The organism is Maribacter algae (assembly GCF_047345745.1).
In the GTDB taxonomy this organism is placed as follows: domain Bacteria; phylum Bacteroidota; class Bacteroidia; order Flavobacteriales; family Flavobacteriaceae; genus Maribacter.
On record NZ_JBLFES010000001.1, the window covers coordinates 408,242 to 430,761 of the forward strand.

The window sequence follows — 22,520 nt, forward strand, 5'->3', positions numbered from 1 at the left end:
TTATTCCTTTAAAATGATTGCAGGAATTTTCAATTTTCCATAGAGGGCATTATACTCCTTCATTTCTTCATTGACAATAACATCGTGTTCCTTTTTATACGATTGCCATTGACTTAGCACATCTTGCAAACGCTGTTTGGCCCCTGCGGTGACTTTTGGTTCTACGGCATCTACATAGCCCCTAAGATGTAGCAATTGTGCATTGAGCTTATTGGTAAAATTAATGACATCTTGAAAGGTTTTTTGTTTGGGCTGAATTAAATTTTCCTCCCAAGCGGTGATGCGCTTCATGAGCGAATCTCCCTTAACCAATAACGTTTCCGCTTTATCATCATCTTCCAAGAGCGCATCATATTGTTGCAATTGGTCTTTTGCGGAACGCATGGCATTCACGGAAGTATGGATTTCTCTCACAGTACTTTCGATCGTATCCAACAGTTCCTGTTGTTCTTTATAGTCGGTCATGTTGGCTTTCACTTTTGGATTTGGTAAAATATTTACTGTGGTCTCCGAAGTATCTTTTCCCGTAGTAAGTCTCAGGGTGTAGGTGCCGGGCCCAACGGCAGAACCTTCGAGACCTCCAAAAACAAAAACCTTGTCCACGGACGGGAGGCTTTCCTTTTTAAAGTCCCATGTAAAGCGATTATACCCCTTTTTGGATGGCAAAACTTGAGGTTTTGAGGGTCCACCGGGCCACGATTTAAAATCTTTTGATTCTTGATTGGTTAGGATGCGGATGATTTTTCCATCCTGTAGCACCGCTAACGTAAGTTCGGTGCTGTCCAGTTTTTGGTCCAGATAATAATCGAACGTGACGCCACTTTTTGGGTTTTCCCCTAGACCGGGAACTGGTTTTTCAGAATGACCTCCAAAAAATAGATACGTATCCTTTGGCTGAAAAATAGTTACGGCCTGCTTTGCCGTTTTGATATTCTGAACAGCGGCAACATCATCCAGAATCCAGAAAGCCCTACCCGCAGTGGCCACAACTAAATCATTATCCTGAATGGTCAAATCATTGATGGGCGTTACGGGCAAGTTGAGTTGAAAAGGTTGCCAATTTTCACCATCGTTCAAGGAAATGAAAAGTCCGGTTTCCGTTCCGGCATACAGCAATCCTTTTTGTTTCCTGTCCTCACGCACGACTCTGGCAAAGGTATGGTCTCCCGTTATGCCATTTGTGATCTTAGCCCATGTTTTACCATAGTCCTTCGTTTTATAAATGTATGATTTTAAGTCCATGGACTTATATTTCATTACTGTAATATAAGCTGATGCAGAATCATGAGGTGATACTTCAATAGTATTGATAATGCCATTGTTGATACCTTCTGGAGTAACATTGTTCCAGTTTTGGCCGCCGTCATTGGTCACATGTACCAAGCCATCATCACTCCCTGCCCACAGTACACCTTCCTCATGTGGCGATGCCACTAAAGCGGTGAGCGTATTGTAGTTTTCACCTCCCGCAGCTTCATTGGTATAGGGTGCACCACCAACACCGTGCTTGTCTTTTTCGTCTCTTGTTAAATCGGGGCTTATTACTTCCCAACTTTGTCCTTCGTCAGTAGATTTGAACACTACATTTCCTGCGTGGTAAATAGTTTTTCTATCCTGCGGAGAAGTAATGATAGGAGCGTTCCAATTGTACCGATATTTAGAATCTTCCGGGGCTACGCTCAATCCAAGTTCAGGGTATTCTTTAATGGGTTTGGATTCTTTGGTTTCGGCATTCCATTTATCAATATTTCCTTGATAGGTGCCTCCATAAATTAACATAGGATTATCGGGGTCGAAGGCCAAAAAGGCACTTTCCCCACCCGCCACGGCGTACCAGTCTTTCCAGTCGATACCGGCATCATTGGTGCGGCTGGTAATGGCCACGGTAGAATTGTCCTGTTGCCCTCCGTAAACATTGTACGGGACCAAATTGTCGGTAATGACGCGATAAAACTGTGCCGTATTTTGGTTTTGTTGGGTACTCCAGCTTTTTCCTCCATTATTGGAAATATTGGAGCCACCATCATTGGAATTGATCATTTTTTGATTGTTCTCTGGGTGAATCCATAAATGATGATTGTCCCCATGCGGTGTGGGAAGTGGGGTAAATGTTTTTCCGCCATCAATAGACTTCGTCACAGGTGCATTTAGCACGTAAACAATATTCTCATTTTGGGTATCCGCAAAAATCTCCATATAATACCAGGAACGGGCAATATTGATACGGTCTTTGTTGATTTGTTTCCATTTTTTGCCCGCATCGTCCGAACGGTACACGCCGCCCTCGTCACCTTCCGCTTCGATTACGGCAAAGACCCGTTCCGGATTCGCCCTGGAAACGGATATCCCGGCTTTCCCAAATGTTTTTGGCAAGCCTTCTTTTAATTTGTTCCAAGTAATGCCGCCATCCGTAGATTTGTAAAGTCCGGAACTTTTGCCACCGGACTCCATACGCCATGGGTATCTCCTATGCTGCCACATAGCGGCATATAGGATCAAGGGATTTTTCATATCCATGGACAGGCTGGAAGCCCCCGTATTATTATCTACAAAAAGGACTTTTTCCCAATTGGTACCGCCATCCGTAGAACGATAAATGCCACGTTCTGTAGTTGCACCGTATTGTGCACCTTGTGCCGCGACAAAAACAATATCCGGATTCTTGGGGTGTACAATTACATCCGAAATGTGCCGGGTTTTGTCCAAACCTACGTGTTTCCATGTTTTACCGGCATTGGTAGATTTGTAAATACCGTTCCCCATGGAGGTCATAACGCCCCTTGCAGCGTGTTCGCCCATTCCGGCAAAAACGATATTGGGATTGCTTTCTGAAACGGCAATGGCCCCTACCGTGGCTGTTTTCAGAAATCCGTCGGATATATTTTTCCATGTTATCCCATCGTCAACGGTTTTCCAAACACCACCGCCAACGGTACCCATATAGTAGGTCATAGGTTGGCCCACAACGCCCGAAGAAGCTACACTTCTACCTCCTCTAAAAGGACCAATGTTTCGCCATTTCAATCCGTGGAACAGGGAATCTTCAATCTTTATAAATGGTGCAGTGTTTTTCTTTTTTCTGCGCTGCGATTGTACATCAGGAACGTTTATTATCGATATGAAAAGAAATAAAAGAACAAAAGGTGCGGATTTCATAGTGTTGCTCGGTTTTTCAAATTAGTCCAGTTGAAGATAGTAAAACAAGTTTGGATTTTTCAATCACCTTAATAAGTTGTAAAAAATTGCTCCTTATTAACTACTATAGCTATTTTGGCTTAAATCATCCCTTGCGTTTTTGGACCGCCCTGATGTTCAATCATTATAAATAAAGATAATCCTAGAGAATAGGCCAGAATGTCCATAACATCTGCGGTGTACCTACTGTTCAGCTGTGGTAACACCCCTTCAAAATAGAATATAAACAATAAGGCTATGATAACTTGTAGTAGTAGCGGTATTTTTATGGTTGCGTCGGATTTAATATATCGGACGGCATATTGACATATTTTAAGCACTATAGGGATGCATAAAAAGTCGTTGAGGTAATTATTTGCCAATTTGGGTATTTCCATTTCAAACTGCTGCAGGAGATATACCGTTAAAGAAAGAATGAGTAGTACCGGAAAATAAAATTGTCTCACGTGTCTCATGAAAGTATGCTAAAACATTGTTTGAAATTAAGCTGCGATGTAACCAAATAATAAGGCCAGAAACGAACCTATGGCGATGACAATGACCCATATGGAATAGAAAAATTTAGCGGTATAGCGTATCATCAGATTTTCATGTTCTTTGGCGTTTTCAAAGAAAATAGTAATCCTGTTCTTTTTCTTGTCCTCTCTTTTTTGCAATTCTATTTTTTTCTTCGCCTCCTGCTCTCGTTTAAGCTTTCTTTTCAGATTTATATTGATGATTTCCCCGCATTGTTTGCAGTAATTCCTATTCAAGTTTTCCGTACCGCAATTTTGACAGGTTCTATATGTCTTGTTCGCCATAAACTATTGGATTTTATTTTGGATGTCCGATACATCTTGTAGAAAGTTAGCGGAATCTCCTAACTTATTTTGACCCTTGTTCCAAAATTATTCAATCCAACGGACATTACATTGCTTTATAAAATTTAAATATATCCCAATGTATAAAGAAGGAAATTGAAGAAAAGTTTTGAATAAAGCCTACTTGAACAACCTCAAGTCAAAACTGAACTTTTCGCTACCCAAAATCTTAATTTTACTTGCGTGGGGATGTTGTGGATTTATGAGGTAGTTATAATCACCGTCCACTACGGCCGAAGGAACCTTCATTGCCAAGAATTCATTTTTGTGAACAAAAGCATTGCCTTCGGTTTGGGTGAATTTTATAGGGGGGTTGTTTTTCCAATCATGCCCCACCAAGTTTTGCACAGGGTATTCAAAAATGAGCTTGTCCGGAATTTCGATAATGGTCATGTAGTAATTCTTGGGGAGCCTGTTCAGGGCCATATTCACGGCCACCTCTAGCTTTGCAAGCGCACGGGAATCCGAAGCGTACACCATTCTTGTGCCTTTACTGTTCCACCGGCCACCCAATTTTTCGGCACCGATACCCGATAAATCGGCTTTATATTTTTCTTTGGAAAGTCTATATGCCTTCATGCAAGGATACCATGTTCAATCCTTCCTAATTGGTCATGTACCATGTTAATGCCCAAAGTAGTGTCCAACAGGTTTTTTGGAACAATACCTCCCATGGGAATATTCTTTGTCTCTAACCATTCCATAAAATTATCATAGTCTTCAAAAACGGATTCCCCAAAATCCAATAATCGTTTGATTTCCAAAATACGTTCGGACTGTTTCACGGGAAAGCTCTTTTGTCCAGTTTTGTACCGGTCCATAGTTCTTGGGGAGATGCCAAGATAATCTGACCATTCTTTGTCCGTAAAGGGATTGTTCTCAAAGAGCCCAAGGAAATCATGGTAAGGAATACCTTCCCTAATAAGCGTTATGATATCATAACGCTTAGACTCATCGTCCCAATCGTTAAATTCACCGTTGGCAATTTTAGATTTCTTGGATTTCATGTTTTATACTTAGTGACAAAACAAATATACGAAAAATGTCTATATTTTTTAGACTTTTGTCATTTATCTTTTATAAGATTAATCCATTGTATAATAGTTGGTGTTAAAAAACAGGTTCTTGATGTCTTTCCGTTTGGTAGGAGGGCTTTTTAGTTGGGAAATACTCGAACAAATTTTGTTGAATGTTGAATCAAAACATACAAGAGGTCAATATGGCTAATTCTTGACCTTTTCTCCGTCACCGGTGAGTACGCTAATGAGTCCGTCTTGTGTAATGATCCATGTATAATTGAAAAAGGATTTATTAGGATTTCGCTCTACATCAATTTTTCCATATCTATAACCGTCTTCATCTGTTTTTGAACCATCATTGATAAATAGATTTCCAATGGCCGAAAAAATCTTATTTACACTGAAACCATCTTTTTTCAGCATTTCAAACTCTAAATTCTCATACTTCATTTTAATATCGCCCCGGGCACTAATATCATTACCAAAAACATTGAAATACATTTCGTTGACCTCGCCCAATACTTGGGCATTTAAATTTGGGCGTAAAAAAGAATTTACCTTTTCACCTTTCAGGTTAAAAAGAGAGGCTTTTAACGTAAAAGCATCATTATCGTTATTCATATCAAAACGATAGTCCATCGTAAAAGGAGCGGTACCCGATAGTTTCCCTGTTATTTTTACAACGGTATTTTCTCCTACCGCGTAATCATTGGCAATATTATACATTTCAAAAGCCAGATCATCGAACAATATACTTCCTGCCGCCGTATTATCATCTAATTTTTCTTCATATCGTACTTCTCCTTTCTTTATAAAAAGGCTATCAACCCTTATGCGCATGGGAATTTCCTTAAGTATTGTGCCGTACATTTGTTTTTTTACGATGTTATCCGGAAGCGACTTATCCCTATGGATATTCAAGTTTGGCCGAAGTATTTTTCCATATTCAGAATTAAAGTAAAATTCTTCCTCGGCAACACCAATATCTATTCCCTGTAAATGAAATTCCGGAATACTCAAATTGATATGGTCATGTTCCTTTTGTATTATTTGTGACAATACTTTCTTGGAATATTTAGATTTCAGTGTCAAATTCTTGAGTAAGGCTTCTGATTTGGAAAGGACTATTTTTTGGAGTGTAAGGGTTTCATAACCACCCATATCCATGTTAATTTCACCTCCGGTAATCCTATAATCGTCATATTTAAACGGAATCCGTTCTGTTATGGTTTTTGGCCCAGTACGCCCATTAACGATAGTTACATTGAAATTGTTGACCTGAAAGTTGAGACTATCGTTTTTTCTCTTTGAAAAATTAAAACGCCCATTCGTGATGGCTATTTTTTCAACCCTAATTTCCTTCAAAAGATTTACCACACCTTTTGGTCCAGTACTATTTTTTTCAATATTTGAATCCAAATAGTGTATACGCGGGTTTTCCACAATCAATTGGTCAGCTTCTATCCTGTTCCCGAAAAAAAATTGTGAATAACCAAGATCTAATAAATTGACATGGTCTGCTTTTAAATCTGTATGGATTTGGGTACTATCCCTGTCCGAGATGCGCAGGTCTACGTTGGAAAGACATAAATTTCCTGTGAGGATGTTAAAGTCCAGTTTTTCATAGGTGAACTCAATATGGGAAGGTATTTTTTCGTGTATAAATTGATTTATGGAAAATTTCGTAATGAATTGAAGTGATAGTACAAGGACAATAATAGTGATGCCCCAGATTGAAATCAATTTAAAATTCCGGTGCTTTAAACTTTTCCCATCAACGACCATAATTATATATTGCAACTTTTGAGGAATATAACGAAATATTTTATTTGCAATTGATGCAATGAAATTAACTTGCGGCATAAAGCTAAACCAAGGGGTACTCAATAGCATAATGAAATATAAAAATTGGATAATAGGGGGCATATTAGTTTGGATAAGTTTACTTTCCATATTTTGGGCAACCTCTGTACATGGGTACGCCGGCTTTTTGGTTGCCCTTATCATTGTTGGTGTCATGGCGTTCGGCATCATTCAATATCGCGGAAAACGTAACTCAAGGCTTAAATAGGAATGGCGTTTAGTAAAGAATTGGCACAACGAATCAGAAAAGCTCTCGAACATCTACCAAGAGTAGAGGAGAAAAAAATGTTCGGCAGCCTTGCCTTTATGGTCAATGGAAAATTGTGCTTGACCGCCGGACCCTCAAGAATGATGTGCCGAATAGATTCGGTTCTATATGAACATGAAATTAAAAAAGACGGATGCACTGCCGTTGTTATGAGAGGTCGGGCGTATAAAGGCTATTTGCACATCCAAGAAGAAAATTTAAGTAACGAGAGTGACTTCGACCATTGGATAAAACTTGCATTGGACTTTAATGAACAACTAATTTCCAAATAAGATCCACCGAGTAATACACCTCAATATCCATACCTTCAAATCAAAGCAGATAAATGAGGTTCCCAATGCCCACTACACCCGTTAAACAACCTAAAATAAAATTCATTTTGGTCGCAATATAAGTGAGCTTATGTTCTATATTGCTCGCAACCGTTGCATATAAAGCGTATAAGATAAACGAACCCGCGGTAGAGCCTAGAGAAAAATAAAAACTGTTCAATAAAGAGTATTCAAAATAGTCCAAACCTATTAAGAAAGAAATAGCCGTAAAGTAAAAAGGAATGGCAAACGTATTTAACAAGGACATGCCTATGCCATGTAAATAGGCCTTTGATTTCTCTATTTCCTTTTTCTTTTTCTCTTTTCTTGAATTGAAGTGTATTCTAAAAAAATTCAGGGACAATAGGATGAGAATTCCTGTACCCACTTTTTGAATGATGGTAATGTATTCTGAATTTTTCATCAAAATACTGGCAAGGTAGGCCCCTATATTAGCTTGAAAAAATAATACCGTGGCAAAACCCCCAATGAGATATAAAGCTGATTTTCTACCACTTTTTAAACTGAACTTAACAACGGTCAGGTTTAGAAAACTAGGCGTAATGCTGCCAGCAGCTGCAATTATAAATCCAAAAAAAAGGTAAGTGAAAAAGGTCATATTTGGTTTCTGGGATAAAGAAACAACTTAAAACTTTGCGATGTTACCACATTCACCATTTATCGTGGTTCAAAAGGAATTAAAGGCGATTAATGTTTCCTCCAAAAAAAACGTTTTGCGAATTTTTTTAACCAATGAAGGTTTGGTTATCAAAAGGAAAAATAAAATCGATTATCACCAAAAAATAATTTCTTTTTCTTGTTTCTTTAAATTATTTGTTTTCATTTGTATTCTCAAATCGAAACAAAAAACGATTTGTTTTTTAGCATTAGCTGAACATCATGAACCGTGTTTCTACGTTCGGGTCAGGGGGAATTAAGAAGTCAAACTCCATGACGGTCCATCAGATGGACAACCGGATTTTAAAGCTAACTTCTGTTGTCTCCAAAATCGTGCGTAGCCAACACGACTATTGTTACGCCTTTAATTTTTGCTTATCTTTTGAACATGTAATTATGGACAAGCACGCACACTTAAGAAAAGTAATCGTTGATTTTAAAAAGTTGACCCCGGAGGTCTTGAAGCTCACCGTGGAGCGATATCCCGATGGATATGATGATGACGATATCATCTCTTTTCGCAATGCCCATGGTGAACGCGTAGAAGCAGTCGAAGTCATAACGGAGGATACCAAGTATTTGGTAAAGATCAGTGAAAAACTGGTGTATACCATGGAAAATTATGACGAGTCCGATTATGATGACTTCGAAGATGACGACCCAACGGCGGTTGTCGAGCCCGACCCTAAAGATATGGTCGATGGGGAAGAGAACGATGACTAGATCCATTTTCATTCAAACAGACCTTACAATTTAAAGTTCCTTTTATTTTATTAGTTTGATTGCAGTTGCCATTGACAAGCTATGGGATTGTATTCATTCCTATAATACTATCTAAATACCCCATAGATGAAAATTGAAGAGATTGAGAATATAGAATTAAAGTTTTTAGATCTTGAAGATTATCAAGAATTGAAAAGCGCAATGATTTCTGCTTACACCAACATGCCGGGTGCTTATTGGAAAGAGAAGCATATCAAATCGCTCATAGAAAAGTTTCCTGAAGGGCAGGTGGTCATCAAGATTAATGGGGAATTGGCAGGCGTTGCTTTATCTATAGTAGTAGATTATGATGCCTTTGATGATACGCATACCTATGAAGAGATTACCGGCAATTATTCCTTCAAAACGCATGATGACGAAGGAGATGTGCTTTATGGTATAGAAGTTTTTATAAAACCCCAGTTTCGCGGGTTACGATTAGGTCGCCGTCTTTATGATTATAGAAAGGAGCTATGTGAAAAATTGAACTTGAAAAGTATCGTATTTGGAGGTCGTATGCCAAATTATAATCGCTATTCAAAGGAGTTGACGCCCAAAGAATATATCGCCAAGGTCAAAAGAAAAGAAATCCAAGATCCCGTCCTAAATTTCCAAATTAGCAACGATTTTCATCCGGCCAAAGTAATGAAGGGCTACTTGGAAGGCGATAGTGATTCAAACGACTTTGCCATATTAATGGAGTGGGACAATATCTATTATCAAAAACCCACTAAAAAAGCGGTGACCAAAAAAAAAATAATTAGACTTGGTTTGATTCAGTGGCAAATGCGCCCCTATAAGGATTTAGAAGAATTGTTGCAGCAAGCTGAATATTTTATCGATGCCGTGTCCGGCTATCGTTCGGATTTCGCTCTTTTCCCAGAGTTCTTTAACGCACCTTTGATGGCAAAAGACAATCATTTGTCCACTCCGGATGCCATACGCGAACTGGCAAAACATACGGAAGCGATTGTTCAGAAATTTGCAGAGTTCTCCATTTCTTACAATATCAACATCATAACCGGTAGTATGCCCGAAATGATTGACGGGCGTTTGTACAATGTAGGTTATTTATGTAGACGTGACGGGACTATGGAGCGTTATGAAAAATTACACGTAACTCCTGATGAGGCCAAAGTTTGGGGTATGCAGGGCGGTAATAAATTAAAGGCCTTTGATACCGATTGTGGGAAGATTGGAATCTTGATCTGTTATGATTCCGAATTTCCTGAATTAAGTAGATTATTGGCTGATGAGGGTATGGACATTTTGTTCGTTCCGTTTTTGACCGATACCCAAAACGGATACTCGAGGGTACGGCACTGTGCACAGGCTCGGGCTATTGAAAATGAATGCTATGTTGCCATTGCAGGTAGTGTTGGGAACCTTCCGAACGTTCAAAATATGGACATCCAATTTGCGCAGTCAATGGTATTTACGCCATGTGATTTTTCGTTCCCGACAAATGGCATAAAAGCCGAGGCCACCCCGAACACCGAAATGATTTTGATTGCGGACGTCGATATCGATTTATTGCGCGAGCTAAACCAATTTGGGGCAGTGCGAAATTTAAAAGATAGAAGAACAGATTTATTTGAACTAAGAAAAAAGTGATGTTATTTTGATGCTTTTGCTATCTTTCCACAGTTAACTAAAATAAGGATTTATATGAAAAAAGCACCTTTTCATCTGTCATTGCCCTGTTTGAGCATTAGCCAAACAAAGAGGTTTTATATTGATATTTTGGGAGCTAAGTTGGGAAGAAGTGCTCACCAATGGTTGGATATTGATTTGTTCGGCAATCAAATAACGTTTACGAAATCGGGCGGATTTGATTTTTCCTATAAATCGTACAAATTTGAGAATACAGTGCTGCCTTCTTTTCATTTTGGGGTAATAGTTGATAAGGAAACCTGGGGTGCCGTTTACGATAAACTTATGGAATCCAACTACGAGGTTACCACTAAAGTAACCTTTCTCGAAGATAAAGTGGGCGAACACATATCCTTCTTTATCGAAGATCCCAACAAACATAATGTTGAATTTAAAAGCTTCCAAAATGTGGAAGAAATGTTTGAGAGATAGTTCTCATTTTTATTCTTAGGGATTCTCAAATAGTATTGTGAAAAGAAATGGAATTGAACAATTTACATATAATCGGTAGTGAAGAATGGTGTGTCTTTGAAAATTTGGGTATACCGGCAATTAAGGCAAGGGTAGATTCCGGGGCAAAAACATCCTCTATCCAGGCAACGAATATCAAGATACATACAAAAGGGGTTCAGGAGTGGGTCAAATTTGAAGTGAATCCCTTACAGGAAAATAGGAGCATAGCCGTTACGTGCGAGGCACAATTGATAGACCGCCGCATGGTGAAAAGCTCTTCCGGTATTTCCGAGGAACGTCTAGTGGTCAAAACTCCGGTTACACTAGGTAAGGATACCTTTGATATCGAATTGACCTTGGCCAATAGGGACACTATGGAATTCAGGATGCTCCTTGGTCGTGAGGCCATTATGGAAAGGTATATGGTGAATCCTGCCTTGAGCTATCAGGTTCAGGGGTTTTCCGATGCCGAAATAAATAAAAAATATGCACCGTATTTCAAGGAAAAAACCGGACTAAAAATTGGGTTGTTAGCCAGCAACCCTGAGTTGTATAGTAACAAAAGAATTATAGAAGCTGCGGAGGCCCGTGGCCATGAAATCGTTTTCTTGAACGTGGAACTGGCCTATATGAAGTTGGATGCGCATTCCCCTGAAATCCGCTACCGCGGAGGTAATATTTTAAAGGAATTTGATGCCGTTATCCCAAGAATAAAACCTTCCGTAACTTTCTATGGCTGTGCCTTGATACGCCAGTTCAATAATTTGGGGGTGTATTGTCAGAATTCCGCGGAAGCCATAACGCAGTCACGTGATAAACTGTTCGCTTCGCAATTGTTTTCCAAGAACGATATCCACATTCCCATAACCGGATTTGCAAAATCCCCGATGGATACCAAAGACCTTATAAAAATGGTCAATGGCGCACCTTTGATCATTAAATTATTGGAAAGTACCCAAGGCAAAGGTGTGGTCCTTGCCGAGACGAACAAAGCTGCAGAAAGTGTGATCAATGCCTTTAAAAGTGTAAATACGAACATTTTGGTCCAAGAATTTATCAAAGAGGCCAACGGACAGGATATTCGTTGTTTCGTGGTAAACGGAAAAGTGGTCGCATCAATGCAGCGGCAAGCGCAAAAAGGAGAGTTCAGGGCGAACATACACCAAGGCGGAAAAGCCTCTATGATCAAGATTACCTCTGAGGAGAAAAAATTGGCTTTAAAGGCCGCCAAGATTTTGAATTTGGCCGTTGCGGGGGTAGATATCATCCGTTCCAATAAGGGTCCACTTTTGCTAGAGGTAAATTCCTCTCCGGGCCTCGAGGGTATTGAAAATGCCACGGGCAAGGACATAGCCAATGAAATGATTATGGCCATTGAGCGAAAGTTGAAATTTAGCTTTACTTGATGGACCTATTAGGGTAGAATTGAATTTTATAAATTACTTTATTTTGTTCGCCCACATTGTATATAGATGCCCCAAAATATAGGGTATAGCATCCGAAATCAAACTTTACTTCTTAGTGTAAACAAGTATAAATTTTTAAATATGTTAGGAATAATTAACAATATGCCAACAAAGTTTTAGAATAGGGTAAGAGTTTTCTACATTTACTTTTATGAGAAATTTTTACCTTATAATAATCATTCTTTTTTATAATACTGCCGTTTCACAATCACTTGGTAAAAGAAGAATAGATAAAATTGAAAATACTATAGTCAAAATAACGATTAACGGTGCTCAAGTTGGAACAGGTTTTGTTGTTTCTGAGAATGGTATTGTTGCAACTTGTTTTCATGTAATTGAACCTGCATTTGTAAGAGATAGAAATACAAATGATATTGTTGCGGTTAAAAATGTAAAAGCTAAGTTTGAGAATAAAGAAGAATTGGAAATATTTGTGTTAGAAGACTTTTTGTATAATGGAGCTTGGTACGAAGAAGGATTGGTGGGGGATTATATTCTATTAGCACCTAAAGAGAATAATTCAAAAAATATGAGTATTTGAAAGTTGGAAACTGGTCAGATATTGAAGATGGAGATTTAGTTTATACATCAGGTTATCCACATAGAAGAAACGAGAGAGTAACCGCAAAAGGCATGTTTTCAACAAAATATCAAAAAAGAGTAAAGCCGAAATACTCTAGAAACGATTCAATATATGAGGTAGAAGCCGCTAGACTGGATTTAACCGTAAATAATGGAAATTCAGGAGGCCCATTAATAAGGCTTGGTAAGAGTCATAAAAGAGATATTGTGGTAGGATTAATAAGTTTTAAATTAAATCCGAACGGAAGCACTTTTGGAGAATATGCTGACTTATTTTATAGGTGGGCAAACGATACTTTAGTTACTAAAACCACAGAAATGAAGGATGTTAAGTTATCGCTATCCTACCTTTATAGGGCGGCGGCAAATAATTCATTAGGAGTAAGCGGTGCGGTTACTATCGATGGTCTGGAACAGAAGCTAAAGATGTTGAATCAGTAGGAATTTGCATCTGTGTAACGGGTGAAACCCTCTCTTTATTAAAGTTTTCTGGAGTTATTACAGATATATTATTGCTAGCTGGTGCTGTAGAAGCACAGCCGACAAACATTGATATTACGCCAAGAAATCCTAAAACTCTCATAATCCTTAATTAGGTCGTTAGTAAAACTATGGGCTAATATAGCGAACAAGCTTATTAATATACGAAAAATGTTGTATAGATTGATTAAACGCATGTTAAATCGCTCAAAGTTGATGTTTCAATATATTATAAAACATAACTTAATTAATAACTCAACAATTTATTAGTACTTATTTACACTAATTAATTAGGATTGGTGTAATTAAAGTATTATCTTATCTGTATAATAATACAGTTATGATCAACCAAGATTTCAACTCCATTTTAGACCTAATCAAAGCCTTTCCAGACCAACAGTCATGCATAGACCATTTGGAACAATTACGTTGGAATGGAAACGTTGTAAGTCCTTTTGACGCTGAATCCAAAGTTTATAACTGTAAGGGCAACAAATATAAATGTAAGAATACGGGAAAATACTTTAATGTAAAAACAAATACCATATTCGATAACACTAAAATAGACCTTCAAAAGTGGTTTTTGGCTATATGGTTGGTCACTTCACACAAGAAAGGGATTTCATCTTTACAGTTAGGTAGGGATTTGAACATTACCCAAAAATCCGCTTGGTTCATGTTGTCCAGAATCCGTCAATGTTTTGGTTTGGAAAACGGTACTAAACTGGATAATGAAGTTGAAGCCGATGAAACCTTTGTAGGCGGAAAGAACAAAAATAGACACGCTAATAAGAAGGCACTAACGACGATAAAGCACCTGTTTTAGGAATGGTAGAGCGTGGCGGTAAAGTAGTTGCTAAGCACGTGTTGAATACTACTATGGAAACGCTAACACATGAGATTTTAAGTAGCGTAAACGAAACTGCTAAGCTTTATACGGACGAATACACTTCTTATGCTAGAATGAAGCGAGTGTACGACCATTCGGTTGTAAAACATAGCCAACACCAGTACGTTAACGGAAGAGTTCACACAAACACTATAGAAGGTTTTTGGTCATTGTTAAAGCGCGGTATTTTTGGAATATATCATTTTACCTCTAAAAAACACTTGCAGTTATATGTTGACGAGTTTGTATTTAGATACAATTCAAGAAAGCAACCCGAAGCAATGAGATTTAATTTATTTTTGAAGAATATAGAGAACAGAATCACTTATAAGGAATTGATTAATGCATAGTTTAGAGAATACAAACTTTATGTTTTATACTTCGGATAATGGAACTACCAATATCCAAGTAATACTTGATGATAAGAATGAAACGGTTTGGGTTTCTCAAAATAGTATGGCTGAAATATTCGATACCTCAAAACAAACCATCAGCTACCATTTAGGGAATATTTATAAGGACGGTGAATTAAATAAATTTTCAACTGTCAAAGAAATTTTGACAGTTCAAGAAGAGGGAAATCGTAATGTTCAAAGGAACATAGAGTTTTACAACTTAGATGCAATAATATCAGTAGGTTATCGTGTCAGTTCTCAAAAAGCAACTATGTTCAGGATATGGGCAAATAGTATTTTGAAAAACTATCTCGTTAAGGGTTTTGCAATTGACGATGATAGGCTGAAACAAGGCAAAAACCTTTTTGATAAGGACTATTTTGAAGAGTTAATTGAAATAGTAAGAGAGATACGAGCTTCTGAAAGAAGGTTTTATCAAAAAATTACCGACCTATACGCTACGGCAATAGATTATAATCCCAAAGCAGAGATAACAAGATTGTTTTTTGCGACTGTACAAAACAAACTTGAATTTGCAATAACACATTACACAGCACCTGAAATTATTAAACTAAGAGCAGATGCAAACAAACCCAACATGGGGTTAACTAGTTGGAAAAACGAAAAGAAAGGAGGTAAAATTATAAAAACAGATGTTTCAGTAGCTAAAAACTATCTCAAAAAAGAAGAGATTGGAGAATTAAACACTTTGGTAAATATGTACTTAGATTTTGCAGAGCTTCAAGCTAAAAGAGGAAAAACTATGACTATGGCGGAATGGGCAGACAAATTAGACTCCTTCCTTAAATTTAACGATTACGATCTTTTAAATGATGCTGGAAAAATTAGAAAAGATGTTGCTAAAAAATTCGCCGAATCAGAATATAAAAAATTTAGAATTCAACAAGATAAAGAGTTTGTGTCTGACTTTGATAAAGTAGTTTCTAAAATAAATAAAGGAGAAAAATTGCCACCCCCACCGCCTTTAGCACCTCCTTTATCCGACTTTAATAAAAAACTAAAACAAGGATTAGATTGGAATCCTAAAGAAAATAAATAGCATCGGTTCTAACCGTTTAGCCTTGGTTTCGTCCTAAGAAAACGATTCATCGGCAATGCAACACGCTCTCTGAAATACAGGAATACCTCTAGCGGAATCTTTTCCCGTTGCTCTGCCTTACCTATTTAGCGGTTTGGTAACCACGTTGGTTGAACTTGTAAAAAAATGGATAGTCCTTTCCGAAATCAAATTTTACTTTCTAGTGTAAACAAGTGTATAGTTAACTGATTATCAATATTAAAAAAGTTTTCAAACGACAACAAACGATTACAAACGAAAGTAAATATTTTGTAACCGAATAAAAGCAAAGTGCAGTTTTAAGTTTGCAGTGTTGAAAGAATGAGCCGTGTAATTCACAACTTATTTTTGAGGCAAATTAAAAAGATACCGAAACGAGTTCGGTATAAAGTATTAACTGTTTAACGATAAAATAAATTAGGATGAACGCACTTAAAAACAAAGTACAGTTGATTGGACATTTGGGGCAAGACCCAGAAATTGTAAACCTAGATGGCGGGACCAAACTGGCTAAATTTTCAATAGCTACCACGGATAGCTATAAAAATGCAAAAGGTGAAAAAGTAGAAGATACCCAATGGCACAATGTAGTCGCTTGGGGAAAAACAGCGGAGATTGTAGAAAACTATCTTTTAAAAGGAAAACAAGTGGCCGTAGATGGGAAATTAACACACCGCTCCTATGAAACCAAGGAAGGGGAAAAACGCTATATCACAGAAGTACGGTGCAATGAATTATTGATGCTAGGGAAATAATAAATAACGTGAGTTTGATATAAAACCTTAGCGTTTGTATCTGAAATAACAGATAGGAACATTGTCACTTCGAGCCTGCCGACTAGGCAGGCTCGACCGGACAGTCAATCATCAATAACTGAAAATCAATTTAGTATTGATTAGCTTATGTCTAACTCACATTAAATAGCAACTGAAGAAACGAGCGAAGCAATCGGTAGGCATATATTATCTACGGGTTGCTTCGCTTTGTTTTCAAAAAGCTTCAAATCTTATCTATCCAAAAAAATAAAACCTTGTAGCGTAAACTTTCCATCGTCCAGTGATATGATATAATAGTAAATACCATTGGGTAAACCGGTATCCCTATTGAGAGCGGCAATGTTCGGGGAGGAAAATCCCGTAAATTCGTCCGTATAGTTTTCCTTTTCAAATACCTTTAAACCGTTCCTGTCATAGAGTTGAACGTGATTGTTTTGGAAACCTTCCAATTCCGGAAAATACAGAAAGTCATTGATACCATCTCCATTAGGGGTAACGATGTAATGTTCTCCTTTTGGCACACTGGTATTTTGGCCTTTCAAAGCCCCAAGGGTAATACGGGTGTACATATTGGGAATAAAGGTTTCCGAGGTGACAAAGCCTTCATTTAAGGTTCCCGTAACATCCGTACTTTTTAGATTTACCCATTTTTTCAGGAATTTATCATACCCTACTACAACAATAGGGGCCAAAGCATTGCTCAATTCGGTCAGTCTGCTACGTTCGTTCCAGCTTAGGGTCACTTGAGCGGGAATGCCACTTTCCAATTTCCAAAATTCGGTAGTGCTTATTCTGGAAAGTTCTTCAATTTGGTCCGGCTCAAAAGGATATTCCGTCAAGGCGTTTTCAAACAAATAAACGCATTTGGAGAAAGCATCTCTTACATTACTTTTAATGGACAAAGGTCTTAGAAATTCCTCATCACCAACAGGAAACAAAAAATTATCCGATACATGTGTTCGGACAAATCCGTTTACCTTTGAAAAATTGGAACTACCTGTATAAAAGGCCGATGGGTACAGTTCTAAAAAACCGGTATCCTCTATTTTGGAAGTGCCGAAATCCCCAAAAACAAAATTAATATTGTTGGTTACCCTTAGCGGAATGTTCAATTGTATCTGTTCTTCATTAGCAATTTCGATATCCCTGAACAATGGAATTTCAGTACCGGAAAAGGTAAATCCGCGATTTCCATAAAATCCGGCGAGCCCCACAGAATTTTCAAAGAATCCATCATTCGCCACTGCCGAATAAAAGCCCAATCTTGCCCCTTCATGCATTTGCGCGTCCCCGAAATTCCGAATGGTCTGCGCGCAATTTTTAATGGGGTAGGCCATTAGAAATATCGATATGAAGTAGTGCCTGATTTCCATTTCTTATATGGGCTATAATTTGTAGAACGATACACAACCACAAGCTAGGCCTGTTCCCGGCGGACTGATATTATTGCCTCCCGTAATAGTTCTACTTTGAAAACCTGCAAGGGATGTGGTACTCGTAAAAATATGATTGAAAGTACCGTTGCCGTTATCAATAACCTGATAGGTATGATTTCCTAAATTTAAACTTGGTATAGTAGCATAAGGCGCGTTTTCAATTAGTGCCTCATAGCTTATCGCATTACCAGTTGTATTTCTGATTTGCAGTTGAAAGGTATTGGTCGGACCGTTTTGACCATCATCCATAAAATCCGAAACAAGTTCTGTAGTCAATGTTCCGGTCGTTCCATTGGGGCCTCCTCCCCCGGTGGTAGCACCTGCACCCCCAATATTATTGATAAGCTGCCATTCCATACCATCACTCTGTAACCAGATAATCGATTCCTCATCAACGGATGTGGTGTTACTCCCTTTTTGGTCTACATAGGTACTAATGGTCGTTGCAGTACTGCTTGTATTTTTGATGATATACATACGCCCGGTACAAGAAGAGGCAGTGGGTAGGGTAATGGTGTGATTTCCTCCTAAAATAATGGTATGATGTGTATTATTTAAAGTGAGGCTGCCCGTGGTTCTCAAAATACCTGTGGCAAAAGAACCGGAAATCGCTACGGTAGAAGTTGGGTCGTTGGTGCCAACACCAATATTTCCATTGGTAAAAATGTTCTGATTTATATCGGTTGCAGCGTTCGTGGTCGTTGCTTGATACCAATCTGCATCATCATTGGTAGGCAAGGTGATTGTATTTCCGCCCGTTCCTGATATAGTGAGCTCATTGTCCGTTACGGAAAGGGTTTGTATTTCATTGCTGGCATCATTATCATCATCATCCACATCGTCTCCATCGGCCAAACCATCAGGAACATCCGCCAAGTCCTCAAAGCTTCCTGAGAAATCGTCTGTGATGTCCACATCGAGATTAGGAAACTGGCTATTAACGGCTGCGGCGACCTCTGCCTCTGTAAGTTGGGTGTCAACGGTATGTTCGCCCTCCACGAACCCTAGTGCCTCGATGTCCTCCTTGGATAGCTGTGTGTTGTCGTCGCCATCGGCGAGCCCATCAGGAATATTTGCTAAGTCCTCAAAGTTTCCGGAGAAATCGTCCTGATCGTCCGTATCGAGATTGGGGAACTGGTTGTTGACCGCTGTAGCGACCTCTGCTTCGGTGAGTCGGGTATCCACGGTATGTTCCCCTTCCACGAATCCCAACGCCTCGATATCCTCTTTGGAGAGTTGGGTGTTGTCGTCTCCATCGGCCAAACCATCAGGAACATCCGCCAAGTCCTCAAAGCTTCCTGAGAAATCGTCCTGATCATCCGTATCGAGATTGGGGAATTGGTTGTTGACCGCTGCAGCGACCTCTGCTTCGGTGAGTTGCGTATCCACGGTATGTTCGCCGTCCACAAACCCTAGTGCCTCGATGTCCTCTTTGGAGAGCTGGGTGTTGTCATCACCATCGGCAAGCCCGTCAGGGATGTTGCTTAGGTCCTCAAAGTTTCCGGAGAAATCGTCCTCATCATCCGTATCGAGATTTGGGAATTGGTTGTTTACCGCTGCAGCGACCTCGGCCTCTGTGAGTTGGGTATCCACGGTATGTTCGCCCTCCACGAATCCCAGTGCTTCGATATCCTCCTTGGAGAGCTGGGTATTGTCGTCCCCATCGGCGAGCCCGTCCGGAACATCCGTTAGGTCATTAAAACTTCCTGAGAAATCGTCCTCATCATCCGTATCGAGATTGGGAAATTGGTTGCTGACCGCTGCGGCGACCTCGGCCTCTGTGAGTTGGGTATCCACGGTATGTTCGCCCTCCACGAATCCCAGTGCTTCGATATCCTCCTTGGAGAGCTGGGTGTTGTCGTCTCCATCGGCAAGTCCATCGGGGACGTCCGCCAGGTCGTTGAAACTTCCCGAGAAATCGTCCTGATTGTCCGTATCGAGATTTGGGAACTGATTATTGACCGCTGTCGCGACCTCTGCTTCGGTGAGTTGCGTATCCACCGTATGTTCGCCCTCTACGAATCCCAGTGCTTCAATATCCTCTTTGGAGAGTTGGGTGTTGTCATCGCCATCAGCGAGCCCATCAGGAATATTTGCTAAGTCCTCAAAGTTTCCGGAGAAATCATCTTCATCATCCGTATCGAGATTTGGGAATTGGTTGTTTACCGCTGCTGCGACTTCTGCTTCAGTGAGTTGGGTGTTATCATCGCCATCGGCGAGCCCGTCGGGGACGTCCACCAGGTCGTTGAAACTCCCTGAAAAGTCATCTGTTGCATTCGTATCGTAACCACTCAAATCAATAAGTGTATTGGTAGGGTCTTGACTCAATGAGATGACACCGTCATTAAAGTTTAGATTCTGTATTTCATTTGTATCACTCGCATCGGCATCATCAACATTAATATCAAGTGTGTTTCCATTGCTAATGGTAATATTTCCAGCGAAACCGTTGGTACTCAAATTTTGAGAGTCTGTACCAGCAATTGAATTGATGGTTGCTTCAGTACCCTCCTCGTTGATGTACGTGTACGTGCCATCCAAATTATCCCTTAACTGCGTTACCGTTTCTGGATTTCCAAAGAATGTAGTTTCTTGACCGCTGCCATCAGTATAGGTGAAGGTGCCATCTTGATTATCCGTAAAATTTCCTGGGGAATTGGCCTGATTGCAGAGATTAAGCCAGGCATTTCCGTCATAATAATGTACACAGCCTGTGTCCGTATTAAAGGCCATTGCACCTCTCAACGGATTTAACGCCTGCATTTGCGAATTGGAGATTCTGGTAAGTACCAATACTTTAGAAGTACTTTCCAGTTCAAGAATTGAAGCTTCATTTATAGTGCTGACATTGTCACCAATTTTTAACTGGGCATGTAGTGTCGTCGCAATACAAAGAAGCCACAAAGATGATAGGTAGGGTTTTGGGGCAACCATGGTATCATATTTAGGGTTCTCAAAAATGCGTATAGCATTCTTTGTATACATTATGTACGTTAAAAGGTAAGAAAAAGATTGCAATAAAGTAAGGACAACTTAAAATAAGTTAGGACTTTAAGGAACCAAGGTTATTCCCTACTGTCTATCACGGTAACCGGTTTTCTGCCCAATTTGGAAGCTTGTAATTTTTGAATTTCTTCTTTTTTGCAAAATTCTATTTTAGGCGATACACGTAATTTGGACCTAAAATGATCCTTAATGTTTCTTAGAAGTTTTTCAGAAGTATCATTGGAAGAAATTTTAAGTCTTATTTCATCCGTGCCAATGTCATTATGGTAAATTTCTATCACATACCCTTGAACGCTCTTAAAATCATTGAGAAGATTGTCCATTGCGGGTGGGTACAATGTGGTGCCCTTGTATTTAACCATTTGCTTTTTTCGCCCTAAAACAGGCCCCAATCGCAAGGTATTTCTTCCACATTTACAAGGATGCCGATGCGCAACCATAACATCTCCGGTTCTAAACCGCAGTAGCGGTACGGCCTCAACACCCAACGTTGTAATCGTTAATTCACCGGGATATCCTTCAGGCACTTCATTGCCTTCTTCATCCAGAATTTCGGTAATGATAAGTTCCGGATTTTCATGTCCACCTTGTTGTGCCCCGCATTCGGTATATGCGGTGCTCATTTCTGTAGAGGCATAGGTAGAGTACAATTCAATATCCCATTTGGATTTTATTTTTTGCCCAAGCGTATTGAGTCCAAAATCTTGGTCGCGCAACGCTTCCCCAATACAAATGACGGCTTTAATTCCGGAATTTTTATAATCTATATCGTGAGCCTCGGCGTATTCAATCAGTTTCAATAAGAAAGAAGGTACTACTATAAGATATGTGGGTTTGAATTTCAGAATCGTATCCCATTGTAATTCCGGTATTCCTGCACCTACCCGTATGATTCCCGCACCCAATTTTCTTGCCCCTAAAAAGTAGGCTAGGCCGGCCATAAACCGTCGGTCTATGGTTGTAGTCAGTTGCAGGATATCTTCTTTTTGCACCCCAGCACAGGCAAAAGAAGCAGCCTCGTTTTGGGCCAACCGATTCAAGTCCCTATCCGTTAACCCGATAGTAACAGGGTCTCCTAACGTGCCGGAAGTGGTCACAAAATCAATGATTTCAGTTTTGGGCACGCAAAAGAAATCATCGTTATAGTTTTGCAAGTCCTCTTTGGTCGTGGTAGGTATTTGGGCCAAGTCTTCCAACGTATTTATTTCCGATGGATGAATGGAATGCTTTTTGAAAAGTTGCCGATAGAAAGGGGAATTTTCAGTTAGGTAAAAAAGCTGCTTTCTTAATTTTTCTTCTTGAAATACTTTTATATCGTTGATGGAAGCCTGCTCAATTTTCGGAATCATA

General features: G+C 39.3%; 19 protein-coding genes and 1 pseudogene. 10 read left to right on the top strand and 10 right to left on the bottom strand.

Going from position 1 to position 22,520, the window contains the following annotated elements; all coding sequences use genetic code 11:
* The 6 genes from ACKWBX_RS01875 to ACKWBX_RS01900 all read right to left on the bottom strand — a co-directional run bounded on the left by ACKWBX_RS01875 (position 1) and on the right by ACKWBX_RS01900 (position 6,874).
* Positions 1-3,156 (bottom strand): WD40/YVTN/BNR-like repeat-containing protein, encoded by a 3,156-nt coding sequence (locus tag ACKWBX_RS01875; protein ID WP_413966944.1) that lies wholly within the window; start codon positions 3,154-3,156, stop codon positions 1-3.
* A 119-nt stretch (positions 3,157-3,275) separates the two neighbouring features.
* Complete coding sequence (locus ACKWBX_RS01880; protein WP_413966945.1) at positions 3,276-3,650, bottom strand: hypothetical protein; 375 nt, start codon at positions 3,648-3,650, stop codon at positions 3,276-3,278.
* A 27-nt stretch (positions 3,651-3,677) separates the two neighbouring features.
* Positions 3,678-3,995, bottom strand: a complete 318-nt coding sequence (locus ACKWBX_RS01885; protein ID WP_413966946.1) for a hypothetical protein — start codon at positions 3,993-3,995, stop codon at positions 3,678-3,680.
* A gap of 180 nt (positions 3,996-4,175) precedes the next feature.
* Complete coding sequence (locus tag ACKWBX_RS01890) at positions 4,176-4,634, bottom strand: RES family NAD+ phosphorylase (protein WP_413966947.1); 459 nt, start codon at positions 4,632-4,634, stop codon at positions 4,176-4,178.
* Positions 4,631-5,062 (bottom strand): type II RES/Xre toxin-antitoxin system antitoxin, encoded by a 432-nt coding sequence (gene parS / locus ACKWBX_RS01895; protein WP_413966948.1) that lies wholly within the window; start codon positions 5,060-5,062, stop codon positions 4,631-4,633. Before parS ends, ACKWBX_RS01890 begins: the two co-directional genes overlap by 4 nt.
* A 216-nt stretch (positions 5,063-5,278) precedes the next feature.
* On the bottom strand, positions 5,279-6,874 hold the full coding sequence (locus tag ACKWBX_RS01900; protein WP_413966949.1) for a hypothetical protein: 1,596 nt from the start codon (positions 6,872-6,874) through the stop codon (positions 5,279-5,281).
* 273 nt (positions 6,875-7,147) lie between these two features.
* Between ACKWBX_RS01900 and ACKWBX_RS01905 the strand changes: the two genes are divergently transcribed.
* On the top strand, positions 7,148-7,477 hold the full coding sequence (locus ACKWBX_RS01905; RefSeq protein ID WP_413966950.1) for a TfoX/Sxy family protein: 330 nt from the start codon (positions 7,148-7,150) through the stop codon (positions 7,475-7,477).
* Positions 7,478-7,517: 40 nt separating this feature from the next.
* Here ACKWBX_RS01905 and ACKWBX_RS01910 read toward each other — a convergent pair whose 3' ends face one another.
* Positions 7,518-8,135, bottom strand: coding sequence for a LysE family transporter (locus ACKWBX_RS01910; RefSeq protein WP_413966951.1), 618 nt, complete (start codon positions 8,133-8,135; stop codon positions 7,518-7,520).
* A gap of 455 nt (positions 8,136-8,590) precedes the next feature.
* Between ACKWBX_RS01910 and ACKWBX_RS01915 the strand changes: the two genes are divergently transcribed.
* From ACKWBX_RS01915 to ACKWBX_RS01955, 9 genes and pseudogenes are all read left to right on the top strand, one after another.
* On the top strand, positions 8,591-8,917 hold the full coding sequence (locus ACKWBX_RS01915; RefSeq protein ID WP_413966952.1) for a hypothetical protein: 327 nt from the start codon (positions 8,591-8,593) through the stop codon (positions 8,915-8,917).
* Between the two features lie 126 nt (positions 8,918-9,043).
* Positions 9,044-10,570 (top strand): bifunctional GNAT family N-acetyltransferase/carbon-nitrogen hydrolase family protein, encoded by a 1,527-nt coding sequence (locus tag ACKWBX_RS01920; protein WP_413966953.1) that lies wholly within the window; start codon positions 9,044-9,046, stop codon positions 10,568-10,570.
* Between the two features lie 54 nt (positions 10,571-10,624).
* The gene (locus tag ACKWBX_RS01925) at positions 10,625-11,041 is read left to right on the top strand and encodes a VOC family protein (protein ID WP_413966954.1); all 417 of its coding nucleotides are present in this window, start codon (positions 10,625-10,627) and stop codon (positions 11,039-11,041) included.
* Between the two features lie 53 nt (positions 11,042-11,094).
* Positions 11,095-12,468: a 30S ribosomal protein S6--L-glutamate ligase gene (gene rimK, locus ACKWBX_RS01930; protein ID WP_413966955.1), complete on the top strand. Its 1,374-nt coding sequence runs from the start codon at positions 11,095-11,097 to the stop codon at positions 12,466-12,468.
* Positions 12,469-12,679: 211 nt separating this feature from the next.
* Positions 12,680-13,069, top strand: a complete 390-nt coding sequence (locus tag ACKWBX_RS01935; protein ID WP_413966956.1) for a serine protease family protein — start codon at positions 12,680-12,682, stop codon at positions 13,067-13,069.
* Positions 13,066-13,551, top strand: coding sequence for a trypsin-like serine protease (locus ACKWBX_RS01940; protein WP_413966957.1), 486 nt, complete (start codon positions 13,066-13,068; stop codon positions 13,549-13,551). The genes ACKWBX_RS01935 and ACKWBX_RS01940 overlap by 4 nt, the downstream gene beginning before the upstream one ends.
* Positions 13,552-13,930: 379 nt before the next feature.
* Positions 13,931-14,829: pseudogene (locus ACKWBX_RS01945) on the top strand (IS1595 family transposase).
* The gene (locus tag ACKWBX_RS01950) at positions 14,822-15,934 is read left to right on the top strand and encodes a virulence RhuM family protein (RefSeq protein ID WP_413966958.1); all 1,113 of its coding nucleotides are present in this window, start codon (positions 14,822-14,824) and stop codon (positions 15,932-15,934) included. The pseudogene ACKWBX_RS01945 and the gene ACKWBX_RS01950 overlap by 8 nt, the downstream one beginning before the upstream one ends.
* Positions 15,935-16,374: 440 nt before the next feature.
* Positions 16,375-16,707 carry a single-stranded DNA-binding protein gene (locus tag ACKWBX_RS01955; protein WP_413966959.1) on the top strand — a complete coding sequence of 111 codons (333 nt, stop codon included), beginning with the start codon at positions 16,375-16,377 and terminating at the stop codon, positions 16,705-16,707.
* Between the two features lie 251 nt (positions 16,708-16,958).
* Here the strand turns inward: ACKWBX_RS01955 and ACKWBX_RS01960 are convergent, their stop codons facing one another.
* The 3 genes from ACKWBX_RS01960 to flxY form a co-directional block, all read right to left on the bottom strand.
* The gene (locus ACKWBX_RS01960; protein ID WP_413966960.1) at positions 16,959-18,101 is read right to left on the bottom strand and encodes a gliding motility-associated C-terminal domain-containing protein; all 1,143 of its coding nucleotides are present in this window, start codon (positions 18,099-18,101) and stop codon (positions 16,959-16,961) included.
* 12 nt (positions 18,102-18,113) lie between these two features.
* Positions 18,114-21,149 (bottom strand): hypothetical protein, encoded by a 3,036-nt coding sequence (locus tag ACKWBX_RS01965; RefSeq protein WP_413966961.1) that lies wholly within the window; start codon positions 21,147-21,149, stop codon positions 18,114-18,116.
* Between the two features lie 80 nt (positions 21,150-21,229).
* Positions 21,230-22,519, bottom strand: a complete 1,290-nt coding sequence (gene flxY / locus ACKWBX_RS01970; RefSeq protein WP_413966962.1) for a flexirubin biosynthesis putative acyl-CoA ligase FlxY — start codon at positions 22,517-22,519, stop codon at positions 21,230-21,232.
* Position 22,520 lies beyond the last annotated feature (1 nt).